This window comes from Pseudomonas antarctica, assembly GCF_001647715.1.
GTDB lineage: Bacteria > Pseudomonadota > Gammaproteobacteria > Pseudomonadales > Pseudomonadaceae > Aquipseudomonas > Aquipseudomonas antarctica_A.
Genome location: NZ_CP015600.1, coordinates 5,440,699 through 5,453,802, shown reverse-complemented (window position 1 = coordinate 5,453,802; position 13,104 = coordinate 5,440,699). Strand labels below are relative to the sequence as shown.

Below are 13,104 nucleotides of genomic sequence, written 5' to 3'. Positions count from 1 at the left end.
TTCCCACACGAATTGCTTGATTCATTGAAGAAGACGATAAGAAGCAGCCCGAAATTGGGTCTGTAGCTCAGTTGGTTAGAGCGCACCCCTGATAAGGGTGAGGTCGGCAGTTCGAATCTGCCCAGACCCACCAATTTTGTGTGGGAAACGCCTGTAGAAATACGGGGCCATAGCTCAGCTGGGAGAGCGCCTGCCTTGCACGCAGGAGGTCAACGGTTCGATCCCGTTTGGCTCCACCACTACTGCTTCTGAAGTTTTGAAAGCTTAGAAATGAGCATTCCATCGTTAAGGTGGTGAATGTTGATTTCTAGTCTTTGATTAGATCGTTCTTTAAAAATTTGGGTATGTGATAGAAAGATAGACTGAACGTTACTTTCACTGGTAACGGATCAGGCTAAGGTAAAATTTGTGAGTTACTCGTAATTGAGTATTATCGAATTTTCGGCGAATGTTGTCTTCACAGTATAACCAGATTGCTTGGGGTTATATGGTCAAGTGAAGAAGCGCATACGGTGGATGCCTTGGCAGTCAGAGGCGATGAAAGACGTGGTAGCCTGCGAAAAGCTTCGGGGAGTCGGCAAACAGACTTTGATCCGGAGATGTCTGAATGGGGGAACCCAGCCATCATAAGATGGTTACCTTACACTGAATACATAGGTGTATGGAGCGAACCAGGGGAACTGAAACATCTAAGTACCCTGAGGAAAAGAAATCAACCGAGATTCCCTTAGTAGTGGCGAGCGAACGGGGACTAGCCCTTAAGTGGCTTTGAGATTAGCGGAACGCTCTGGAAAGTGCGGCCATAGTGGGTGATAGCCCTGTACGCGAAAATCTCTTAGTCATGAAATCGAGTAGGACGGAGCACGAGAAACTTTGTCTGAATATGGGGGGACCATCCTCCAAGGCTAAATACTACTGACTGACCGATAGTGAACTAGTACCGTGAGGGAAAGGCGAAAAGAACCCCGGAGAGGGGAGTGAAATAGATCCTGAAACCGTATGCGTACAAGCAGTGGGAGCCCACTTTGTTGGGTGACTGCGTACCTTTTGTATAATGGGTCAGCGACTTATTTTCAGTGGCGAGCTTAACCGAATAGGGGAGGCGTAGCGAAAGCGAGTCTTAATAGGGCGTCTAGTCGCTGGGAATAGACCCGAAACCGGGCGATCTATCCATGGGCAGGTTGAAGGTTGGGTAACACTAACTGGAGGACCGAACCGACTACCGTTGAAAAGTTAGCGGATGACCTGTGGATCGGAGTGAAAGGCTAATCAAGCTCGGAGATAGCTGGTTCTCCTCGAAAGCTATTTAGGTAGCGCCTCATGTATCACTGTAGGGGGTAGAGCACTGTTTCGGCTAGGGGGTCATCCCGACTTACCAAACCGATGCAAACTCCGAATACCTACAAGTGCCGAGCATGGGAGACACACGGCGGGTGCTAACGTCCGTCGTGAAAAGGGAAACAACCCAGACCGTCAGCTAAGGTCCCAAAGTTATGGTTAAGTGGGAAACGATGTGGGAAGGCTTAGACAGCTAGGAGGTTGGCTTAGAAGCAGCCACCCTTTAAAGAAAGCGTAATAGCTCACTAGTCGAGTCGGCATGCGCGGAAGATGTAACGGGGCTCAAACCATACACCGAAGCTACGGGTATCACGTAAGTGATGCGGTAGAGGAGCGTTCTGTAAGCCTGTGAAGGTGAGTTGAGAAGCTTGCTGGAGGTATCAGAAGTGCGAATGCTGACATGAGTAACGACAATGGGTGTGAAAAACACCCACGCCGAAAGACCAAGGTTTCCTGCGCAACGTTAATCGACGCAGGGTTAGTCGGTCCCTAAGGCGAGGCTGAAAAGCGTAGTCGATGGAAAACAGGTTAATATTCCTGTACTTCTGGTTATTGCGATGGAGGGACGGAGAAGGCTAGGCCAGCTTGGCGTTGGTTGTCCAAGTTTAAGGTGGTAGGCTGGAATCTTAGGTAAATCCGGGATTCTAAGGCCGAGAGCTGATGACGAGTCATCTTTTAGATGACGAAGTGGTTGATGCCATGCTTCCAAGAAAAGCTTCTAAGCTTCAGGTAACCAGGAACCGTACCCCAAACCGACACAGGTGGTTGGGTAGAGAATACCAAGGCGCTTGAGAGAACTCGGGTGAAGGAACTAGGCAAAATGGCACCGTAACTTCGGGAGAAGGTGCGCCGGTGAGGGTGAAGGACTTGCTCCGTAAGCTCATGCCGGTCGAAGATACCAGGCCGCTGCGACTGTTTATTAAAAACACAGCACTCTGCAAACACGAAAGTGGACGTATAGGGTGTGACGCCTGCCCGGTGCCGGAAGGTTAATTGATGGGGTTAGCTAACGCGAAGCTCTTGATCGAAGCCCCGGTAAACGGCGGCCGTAACTATAACGGTCCTAAGGTAGCGAAATTCCTTGTCGGGTAAGTTCCGACCTGCACGAATGGCGTAACGATGGCGGCGCTGTCTCCACCCGAGACTCAGTGAAATTGAAATCGCTGTGAAGATGCAGTGTATCCGCGGCTAGACGGAAAGACCCCGTGAACCTTTACTATAGCTTTGCACTGGACTTTGAATTTGCTTGTGTAGGATAGGTGGGAGGCTTTGAAGCGTGGACGCCAGTTCGCGTGGAGCCAACCTTGAAATACCACCCTGGCAACTTTGAGGTTCTAACTCAGGTCCGTTATCCGGATCGAGGACAGTGTATGGTGGGTAGTTTGACTGGGGCGGTCTCCTCCTAAAGAGTAACGGAGGAGTACGAAGGTGCGCTCAGACCGGTCGGAAATCGGTCGTAGAGTATAAAGGCAAAAGCGCGCTTGACTGCGAGACAGACACGTCGAGCAGGTACGAAAGTAGGTCTTAGTGATCCGGTGGTTCTGTATGGAAGGGCCATCGCTCAACGGATAAAAGGTACTCCGGGGATAACAGGCTGATACCGCCCAAGAGTTCATATCGACGGCGGTGTTTGGCACCTCGATGTCGGCTCATCACATCCTGGGGCTGAAGCCGGTCCCAAGGGTATGGCTGTTCGCCATTTAAAGTGGTACGCGAGCTGGGTTTAGAACGTCGTGAGACAGTTCGGTCCCTATCTGCCGTGGACGTTTGAGATTTGAGAGGGGCTGCTCCTAGTACGAGAGGACCGGAGTGGACGAACCTCTGGTGTTCCGGTTGTCACGCCAGTGGCATTGCCGGGTAGCTATGTTCGGAATAGATAACCGCTGAAAGCATCTAAGCGGGAAACTAGCCTCAAGATGAGATCTCACTGGGACCTTGAGTCCCCTGAAGGGCCGTCGAAGACTACGACGTTGATAGGTTGGGTGTGTAAGCGCTGTGAGGCGTTGAGCTAACCAATACTAATTGCCCGTGAGGCTTGACCATATAACACCCAAGCAATTTGCATGCTCCGAGCTGAAAAGCGAAAGAGACCAGATTGCGGTGTGTGAAGACGATAGAACCGAAAGTTCGAATCTCACAAAACACCGAAAGCTGTCACATACCCAATTTGCTGAAGCGAGGCCAGCTGGCCACGACTCAGTACCCGAATTTCTTGACGACCATAGAGCATTGGAACCACCTGATCCCATCCCGAACTCAGCAGTGAAACGATGCATCGCCGATGGTAGTGTGGGGTTTCCCCATGTGAGAGTAGGTCATCGTCAAGATTAAATTCCAAAACCCCTGTTTGCTAACGCAGACAGGGGTTTTGTTTTGGGCGGTCGAAAAGTGCAAAGGGGCTTATTGCGGCCGCCTACAGTGCTAAAGTCCATGCCTCGATTTTGCTTTTCCCAAGGAAGCCGTTATGCCGGATGCGACGTCTCTCAGCGCTGGATTTATGGTGGTTCACGGCAACCGTCTGGACGAACTGCGCAGCCTGGTCGTCAGCTGGATGCGTCGTTATCCGCTGGCCCCCCTGGAAAACGAAATCGCGCTGGTCCAAAGCAACGGCATTGCCCAATGGCTCAAGTTGGCTTTGGCCGAAGACCCCGAAGAAGATGATATGGGCGGCTGCGGCATCGCCGCCGCTATCGACGTGCAACTTCCCGGCAGCTTTATGTGGCAGCTCTATCGCATGGTCCTGGGTAAGGATGAAATCCCGCCCAAGTCTCTGCTTGATAAAGCCCCACTGACCTGGCGCCTGATGCGCCTTCTACCAGAGCTCATCGATCAAGCGCATTTCGAGCCGCTGCAGCGTTTCCTCACCCACGACACTGACCTGCGCAAACGCTATCAACTCGCAGAGCGGTTGGCCGACTTGTTCGACCAGTATCAGGTCTACCGCGCCGACTGGCTGGAAGACTGGGCCGCCGGCCGTCACCAACTGCGCAACGGTCGAGGCGAGTCCAAGCCACTAAACCCAGCGAACTGCTGGCAAGCAGAGTTATGGCGTGCACTGCTACTGGATGTAGGTGAAGAGGGCATGGCTGAAAGCCGCGCCGGTGTTCATCAGCGTTTCATTGAACGGATCAACACCCTCGAAAAAGCCCCCCAAGGCCTGCCGTCCCGAGTGATTGTTTTCGGCATTTCCTCTTTGCCCGCACAGGCGCTGGAAGCGCTCGCTGGCCTGGCGAGATTCAGCCAAGTCTTGTTGTGCGTACACAACCCTTGCCGCCACCATTGGTCTGACATCGTCGCGGACAAAGACCTGCTGCGTAACGAGTACAAACGCCAAGCGCGCAAAGTCGGAATGCCGGTCACCATCGACCCGCAAACCCTGCACCAGCACGCGCACCCGCTGCTCGCCGCTTGGGGCAAACAGGGCCGGGACTACATCAGCCTGCTGGACAGTTACGACGACCCCAACAGCTACCGCGCCGCCTTCCGTGACGGGCGCATCGACCTGTTCAGCGAAAGCGAACCGACCACGCTGCTCAACCAGTTGCAGGATGACATTCTCGAACTGCGCCCACTCAACGAAACGCGTGAGCTGTGGCCCGGCGTCGACCTCAATAACGACAGCTCCATCCGCTTCCACATTGCCCACAGCGCCCAACGCGAAGTGGAAATTCTCCACGACCAACTGCTCCAACGCTTCAGTGCCGACCCTACGCTGCGCCCGCGCGACATCATCGTCATGGTCCCCGACGTTGACAGCTACGCACCGCATATTCGCGCCGTGTTCGGCCAACTGGAAAGAACTGACCCACGCTTTATCCCCTTCACCCTTACCGACCAGGGCCAGCGCGGCCGCGACCCTCTGCTGATCGCCGTCGAACACTTGTTGAAACTCCCGGACAGCCGCTTCCCGGTGAGCGAAATTCTCGACCTGCTCGACGTTCCTGCGTTGCGCGAACGTTTCGCGATCAAGGAGCGCGACCTGCCCACACTGCACCGCTGGATCGAAGGCGCCGGCATCCGTTGGGGCCTTAACGCCGAGCAACGTGCCGGCCTGGGCTTGCCAAACGAGCTGGAGCAAAACAGTTGGCGATTCGGCTTGCGCCGCATGTTGTTGGGCTATGCCGTCGGCACCGGCGCGGCCTGCGATGGTATCGAGCCCTATGATGAAATCGGTGGTCTCGATGCCGCATTGATTGGCCCGCTGGTCGCCTTGCTGGATGCATTGAATGACGCGCATCAAGCCTTGTCCCAACCAGCGCCTCCAACAGAGTGGGGCGCGCGCCTGCAGCGCCTGATGCAGTTATTCTTCCTGCCCAGCAGTGAACATGACGACTACCTCCTCGGCCAACTCGAACAACTCAGAGAGACTTGGCTAGAGACCTGCGAGTCCGTCGGCCTACAAGACGAGTTACCTCTCACCGTAGTCCGCGAAGCCTGGCTGGCCGGCCTGGACCAAGGCCGCCTGTCCCAGCGCTTCCTCGCAGGCGCTGTCAATTTCTGCACACTGATGCCTATGCGCGCCATTCCGTTCAAGCTTGTCTGCCTGTTGGGTATGAACGACGGCGACTACCCGCGCGCCCAACCGCCGTTGGACTTCGACCTGATGGGCAGCGACTACCGCCCCGGCGACCGTTCACGCCGTGAAGACGACCGCTACCTGCTGCTCGAAGCCCTGCTGTCAGCCCGCGACCAGCTGTATATCAGTTGGGTCGGCCGCAGCATCCGTGACAACAGCGACCGCCCGGCCTCCGTACTGATTGGCCAACTGCGCGATCATCTCGCCAGCGGATGGCACAACGCACAAGCAGAAGAACCGCTGCTGGAAGCGATGACCCAGGAGCACCCACTCCAACCGTTCAGCGCACGCTACTTCCATGCCGGCGACCCACTGTTCAGCTACGCACGTGAGTGGCAGTTGCTCCACGAAGCGTCCGATGTCCCCACACAAGAACACGAACTGGCGCCACACCAACAAGAAGAACCCTTGAGCCTTGGCCAGTTGCAGGATTTCCTACGCAACCCAGTCAAACATTTCTTCAGCCAGCGTCTGAAAGTGTTCTTCGAAGCCGCTGAAGTGCCTCTGGCCGATGAAGAGCCCTTCGTCCTCGATGCGCTGCAACGCTACAGCCTCAGCGACAGCCTGCTGAACGCCGCGCTGACCCAGCCCGATCACGTGGATCAGGCCCTACACGCCCAGGCGCTGCGCCTGCAAGGCAGTGGCCTGTTGCCAATGGTCGGTTTTGGCGAGTGCCTGCGTAACGAACTGATCGAGCCATTGCCCGATTTGCTGCAGCGTTATCAACACTTACTGGCGCTGTGGCCTACTCCACAAACAACCGCCGAGCCGATCAGTTTTGAGCACCAAGGTCTGCAGCTGGAAGGCTGGATCAGTGGCCTGCATGGGCGCAGTGATGGCGGGTTGCTAAGTGTGACCACCATTCCCAACAGCATCGGCTCAATCAAGACCCGCAAGTGGCATCGCCTGATTCGCCCATGGGTCAATCACGTCGTTGCCTGCGCCTGCGGCCTGCCACTCAGCACCGGCTTGGTCGCGAGTGACGACACCTTGTTACTGGGCCCACTGGATACATCCAATGCTCAGGAAATCCTCGGCAACCTACTGCTGGCCTGGCACACCGGCATGCGAAAACCGCTCCCCGTGGCCGTGAAAACCGCCTTTGCCTGGCTCGGCCAAACCGACCCCGTCAAGGCCCAGGCCGCCGCGAGCAAAGCCTACGAAGGCGACGGCCTGACCACCGACGGCGAACGACGAGAAACCCCGGCGCTCACCCGCCAGTTCCCCGACTACGCCACCCTGGTAGCCAGCGAAGAATTCGAAGGTTGGTGCGAAACCCTGTATCGCCCGTTGCTCAACGCCCCCTGGCGATCGCTCACCCGTGAGGAGGCCAGCGCATGATCGGCAAACCTTTAGCCCTGGCCTTCCCGCTAAAAGGCAGCCAGCTGATTGAAGCCAGCGCCGGCACCGGCAAGACCTTTACCATTTCCGCCCTGTATTTGCGCCTGGTGCTTGGCCATGGGGGTGATGAGTCCGGCTTCGGTCGCGAACTGCTGCCACCGCAAATCCTTGTGGTGACCTTCACCGACGCGGCCACCAAAGAGCTGCGCGAACGCATCCGTATCCGCCTCGCCGAGGCGGCGCGTTTTTTCCGCGACGAAATCGACCAGCCTGACGCCCTGATCGCCGACCTGCGCGATCAATACCGCCCCGAGCAATGGCCTGCCTGCGCCAACCGTCTGGACATCGCCGCCCAATGGATGGACGAAGCGGCCGTCTCGACCATCCACAGTTGGTGCCAGCGCATGCTGCGCGAACACGCGTTCGACAGCGGCAGCCTGTTCACCCAGACCCTGGAAACCGACCACAGCGACCTGCTCGGCGAAGTGCTGCGCGACTACTGGCGGCTGTTCTGCTACCCGATGCATGACGACGCACTCAATTGGGTACGCAAAAACTGGAGCGGCCCCGCCGCGCTGATGCCGCGCGTGCGTGCGCTGTTCGGCAGCGAACGGCCTACTGACGAAACCCGCGAGCCAGCCGAGCTGATCAACGCTTGCCTGCAAGAGCGCCGCGAAGCGCTGGTCACCCTCAAGGCACCCTGGCAACAATGGGCCGCCGAGCTGCGTGATATCTGCCTGCAGGCCGTGGCCGCCAAAGCCGTCGACGGCCGCAAGATGCAAGCGCGTTACTTCGAGCCCTGGTTCGAAAAGATCAGTGCCTGGGCCGCTGACGAAACCCTCGAGCAGTTGGACATCGGCACCGGCTTCACCCGCCTCACGCCCGACGGCATGGCCGAAGCCTGGAAGGGCGAACCGCCGCGCCACCCTGGCATTGACGCCATGGCCAGTCTCAAAGCCAGCCTCGATGCCTTGCCAACGCCCGACGCTGCGGTGTTGCAACACGCCGCCGGCTGGGTGGGTAAACGTTTCGAAGAAGAAAAACGCCGTCGTGCCGAAATGGGCTTCGACGACATGCTGATTCGCCTCAACGCCGCCCTGCAAGCCGAAGGCGGCGAGCGTCTGGCCAGTGTGATCCGCGAGCAGTTCCCCGTGGCGCTGATCGATGAATTCCAGGACACCGACCCGGTGCAATACAGCATCTTCGACAGCATCTACCGCATCGAAGAAAACCACCTCGACAGTGGCCTGTTCCTGATTGGTGACCCCAAGCAGGCGATCTACGCTTTCCGCGGTGCCGACATCTACACCTACTTGCGCGCCCGCCAGTCCACCGCTGGCCGCCATCACACCCTGGGCACCAACTTCCGCTCCAGCCATGCGATGGTCGAGGCGGTGAACCACGTGTTCCAACGCGCGGAAACCGGCCGTGGTGCGTTCCTGTTCCGCGAGCCGAATGGCGACAACCCGGTGCCGTTCCACTCGGTGTTATCCCAAGGCCGTAAAGAGCAACTGCAGGTCGATGGTCAAACGCTGCCGGCGATGAACCTCTGGCACCTGCCCACCGACCAGCCGATTTCCAACGCGGTGTATCGCCAGCAACTGGCTGCCGCCTGCGCCACGCAAATCGTCGCGTTACTCAATGGCGGACAGCAACGCACTGCCGGTTTCCTACAAGAGGATGGCAGTTTCAAAGGCGTACTCCCGTCAGACATCGCCATCCTGGTGCGCGACGGCAAGGAAGCTCAAGCCGTGCGCGCTGAGTTGGCCGCCCGTGGCGTGCGCAGCGTGTACCTGTCCGACAAAGACTCCGTCTTCGCCGCCCAGGAAGCCCATGACCTGCTGGCCTGGCTCAAGGCCTGCGCCGAACCGGACGTCGAGCGCCCGCTGCGCGCCGCCCTGGCCTGCGTCACCTTGAACCTCTCATTGCCGGAACTGGAACGTCTGAATCAGGACGAACTGGCGTGGGAAACCCGCGTGATGCAGTTCCGTGGCTACCGTGCAATCTGGCGCACCCAAGGCGTGCTGCCGATGCTGCGGCGCCTGCTCCACGATTTCAAACTGCCGCAAACCCTGATCGCCCGCAGCGATGGCGAACGTGTGCTGACCAACCTGCTGCACCTCAGCGAACTGCTGCAACAGGCCGCGTCGGAACTGGACGGCGAACAAGCGCTGATCCGCCATTTGGCCGAACACTTGGCGCTGTCTGGTCAGGCCGGTGAAGAACAGATCCTGCGCCTGGAAAGCGATGAGCAACTGGTCAAAGTGGTCACCATTCACAAGTCCAAAGGCCTGGAATACGACCTGGTGTTTTTGCCCTTTATCTGCTCGGCCAAACCGGTGGATGGCAGCCGATTGCCGCTGCATTACCACGACGAACACGGCAAATCCCACGTCAGCCTGCGGCCCAGCGCCGAGTTGATCGCCCAGGCCGACGATGAGCGCCTGGCCGAAGACCTGCGCTTGTTCTACGTTGCACTGACCCGCGCCAAACATGCCTGCTGGCTCGGCATTGCCGACCTTAAGCGTGGCAATACCAACAGCTCCGTCTTGCACCTGTCAGCGCTGGGTTATCTGCTCGGCGCCGGCGCATCGCTCGGCGAATCCGCCGGCCTGGCGCGCTGGCTGCTGGACTTGCAGGAAGGCTGCGCAGCCATCCACTACGCCCACGTGCCCGACGCGCTAGACATCCTGTTCCACCCGCCGCGCAACGAAGCCACCTTGCTCGCGCCCTTGCTGCCCAAGCGCAAGGCTGCCGAGAACTGGTGGATCGCCTCCTACAGTGCATTGCGCATTGGCGACAGCATGAGCGCCGCCCCCCTCGAAGCGCCGGAAAACCCACAGGCCCAGAAGCTGTTCGATGACGAACGCCTCGACCCTGATGCTCCGCGCGAAGTGGCGGCGTCCGGCGGTGACATTCACCGTTTCCCACGTGGCCCTAATCCGGGGACTTTCCTCCACGGCCTGTTGGAATGGGCGGGTGAGGAGGGCTTCAACGTGACACCCGAGGCCATCGAAAAAGCCGTGGGCGCGCGCTGCAACCGGCGCAATTGGGAAGGTTGGATCGTCACCCTCAGCGGTTGGCTGGGCCATCTGCTGCAAACCCCGCTGCCTGTGGATAACGACCACGTCACCCTGAGCAGCCTGCAGCAGTACCAGATTGAAATGGAGTTCTGGTTCGCCAGCCACAAGGTCGACGTGCTCGCCCTCGACAAGTTGGTATGCCAGCAGACCCACAATGGTGTGTCCCGGGTCGCCGCCGAACCGGTGTTGCTCAACGGCATGTTCAAGGGCTTTATCGACCTGACCTTCGAACACGACGGCCGCTATTACGTGGCCGACTACAAATCCAACTGGCTCGGCCCCGACGATTCGGCCTACACCCAAGACGCGATGGAACAGTCGATCCTCGAGCATCGGTACGACCTGCAATATGTACTTTACCTGCTGGCTCTGCACCGCCAGCTCAAGGCACGCCTGCCGGATTACGACTACGACCGTCACGTCGGCGGTGCGCTGTACCTGTTCCTGCGCGGCACTCAGGCGGCCAGCCAAGGCGCGTATTTCACTCGGCCACCACGTGAACTGATCGAAGGCTTGGACCTGCTGTTCCAGGGCAAACCCATACCGCCCAAAGTCGAACCTGCCTGGGAACAAGGAGTGCTGCTATGAGCCTGTCGCCGTTACCGCTTGAGGAACTGCTGCCGCTCAGCCGCGCTGCCGACTTGCTGCAACTGCTGGAACGTTGGGTCGACCGAGGCTGGCTGCGCGCCTTGGACAAAGCCTTCGTCGGCTTCCTCCACGAACTCGACGCGCAAGCCGATCCGTTGGTGCTGCTGGCTGCGGCATTGACCAGCCATCAATTGGGCCATGGCCACGTGTGCCTCGACCTGTTCGAAACCCTTAAGGCGCCGGACTTTGCGTTGTCACTGCCACCCGAAGGCGACGTGCAAACCGGTGCCATGCTGTTGCCGTCGCAACTGCTCACCGGCCTCGACGGTGCGCATTGGTGCCAAGCGTTGGCCGCCAGTCACCTGGTCGCCCTGGCGGTTGATGGCAGCGAAGCCGCTCACAGCCGGCCATTGGTGCTGTCTGGCAAACGTCTGTACCTGCGCCGTTACTGGACTTACGAGCGGCGTATCGACACGGCGCTGCGCCTGCGCCTGGCGACCCCGGAAAACGTCGCCGCCGATTTGCCCCAGCGCCTGAACCGTCTGTTTGACCAACCGCCACCCGACGGTGTCATCGACTGGCAAAAACTCGCCTGCGCCCTGGCCACTCGCGGCGCATTCAGCATCGTCACCGGCGGCCCCGGCACTGGCAAAACCACCACCGTGGTGCGCCTGCTCGCCCTGTTGCAGGCCCCCGCTGTGGAAGCCGGCAGCCCGTTGCGCATCCGCCTCGCCGCGCCCACCGGTAAAGCCGCCGCACGCCTCACCGAATCCATCAGCCAGCAAGTGCTGTCGCTGAACGTGCCTGACAGCGTGCGGGAAAAAATCCCGACCCAGGTCACCACGGTTCACCGCCTGCTCGGCAGTCGCCCGGGCACGCGGCACTTCCGTCATCACATTGGCAACCCTTTGCCTTTGGATGTGCTGGTGGTGGACGAAGCCTCGATGATCGACCTGGAAATGATGGCCAACCTGTTGGACGCCTTACCGCCCCACGCCCGCTTGGTGTTGCTGGGCGACAAGGACCAACTCGCCTCGGTGGAGGCCGGCGCCGTGCTCGGCGATTTGTGCCGCGACGCTGAAGCCGGTTGGTACAGCCCCGACACACGCCAATGGCTGCAAGCCGTGAGCGGCGAAGACCTCAGCGCCAGCGGCCTCCACGAAGACCTCGACGGCAGCCATCCGCTGGCTCAGCAAGTGGTGATGCTGCGCTACTCGCGACGTTTTGGCGAAGGCAGCGGTATCGGCCAACTGGCGCGTTGGGTCAACCAGCAAAACGCCGAAGAGGCGCGCAAACTGCTGGCCGCTCGCAGCCACAGCGACCTCTTCTGCCTCAGCCTCAAGGGCGAACACGACCACGCCCTGGAGCGGCTGGTGCTGGACGGGCAGGGCGACGACGCCCAAGGTTATCGCTATTACCTCAACCTGCTGCAAAGCGCGCGCCCGGCCCTCGACACCCCGCGCGAAGACGCCGCCTGGACGCACTGGGCGCAACAGCTGCTGCAAGCGTTCGACGCCTTCCAACTGCTTTGCGCCGTGCGCAAAGGCCCTTGGGGCGTGGAAGGGCTGAACCTGCGCATCACCGCCGCCTTGCGCAAAGTGCGGCTGATCGAGGGTGACGACCAATGGTACGAAGGCCGCCCGGTGCTCATGACCCGCAACGATTACGGCCTGGGCCTGATGAACGGCGACATCGGCATCGCGCTTAAACTGCCCGAAAGCGACGATGGCCCACAGGTCTTGCGCGTAGCCTTCCCACGCAACGATGGCCAAGGCGGTGTGCGTTTTGTACTGCCCAGCCGTCTGAACGATGTGGAAACCGTGTACGCCATGACCGTGCACAAATCCCAGGGTTCGGAGTTCACCCACACCGCGTTGATCCTGCCGGACGCGCTGAACCCGGTGCTGACCAAAGAGCTGATCTACACCGGCATCACCCGTGCCAAACGGTGGTTCAGCCTGATCGAGCCGCGGGGGGGAGTCTTTGAGGAAGCCGTGCGCCGCAAGGTCAAGCGCCTGAGTGGTTTGATGTTGGAGCTGGACGCTGCGGATAAAAAAACTGACTGATCGGTCATGAAATATTTCTGATTCGATCGTCTGATTTTTCTGAAAAAATAGCAGGCCTCGCGAAAGCACGCTTTCCCGGGGCTTTGCGCCGCTGTGCTATCGTTGCGGCATC

3 protein-coding genes, 2 tRNA genes and 2 rRNA genes are annotated in these 13,104 nt (G+C 59.1%); all 7 read left to right on the top strand.

Annotated elements, in window-relative coordinates:
* Positions 1 to 56: 56 nt before the first annotated feature.
* The 7 genes from A7J50_RS24785 to recD all read left to right on the top strand — a co-directional run bounded on the left by A7J50_RS24785 (position 57) and on the right by recD (position 12,992).
* Positions 57 to 133: transfer RNA gene (locus tag A7J50_RS24785), tRNA-Ile, on the top strand.
* 30 nt (positions 134 to 163) lie between these two features.
* Positions 164 to 239: transfer RNA gene (locus tag A7J50_RS24780), tRNA-Ala, on the top strand.
* A gap of 250 nt (positions 240 to 489) precedes the next feature.
* A 23S ribosomal RNA gene (locus tag A7J50_RS24775) occupies positions 490 to 3,381 on the top strand.
* 168 nt (positions 3,382 to 3,549) lie between these two features.
* A 5S ribosomal RNA gene (rrf, locus tag A7J50_RS24770) occupies positions 3,550 to 3,665 on the top strand.
* A gap of 137 nt (positions 3,666 to 3,802) precedes the next feature.
* On the top strand, positions 3,803 to 7,255 hold the full coding sequence (gene recC, locus A7J50_RS24765) for an exodeoxyribonuclease V subunit gamma (protein ID WP_064454146.1): 3,453 nt from the start codon (positions 3,803 to 3,805) through the stop codon (positions 7,253 to 7,255).
* Positions 7,252 to 10,926: an exodeoxyribonuclease V subunit beta gene (gene recB, locus A7J50_RS24760; RefSeq protein ID WP_064454145.1), complete on the top strand. Its 3,675-nt coding sequence runs from the start codon at positions 7,252 to 7,254 to the stop codon at positions 10,924 to 10,926. Before recC ends, recB begins: the two co-directional genes overlap by 4 nt.
* Positions 10,923 to 12,992, top strand: coding sequence for an exodeoxyribonuclease V subunit alpha (gene recD / locus A7J50_RS24755; protein WP_064454144.1), 2,070 nt, complete (start codon positions 10,923 to 10,925; stop codon positions 12,990 to 12,992). Before recB ends, recD begins: the two co-directional genes overlap by 4 nt.
* The last annotated feature ends 112 nt before the right edge of the window (positions 12,993 to 13,104 follow it).

Coding starts and splice junctions, on each gene's coding strand:
- recC (WP_064454146.1), top strand. CDS start 3,803: ATGCCGGATGCGACGTCTCTCAGCGCTGGATTTATGGTGGTTCACGGC.
- recB (WP_064454145.1), top strand. CDS start 7,252: ATGATCGGCAAACCTTTAGCCCTGGCCTTCCCGCTAAAAGGCAGCCAG.
- recD (WP_064454144.1), top strand. CDS start 10,923: ATGAGCCTGTCGCCGTTACCGCTTGAGGAACTGCTGCCGCTCAGCCGC.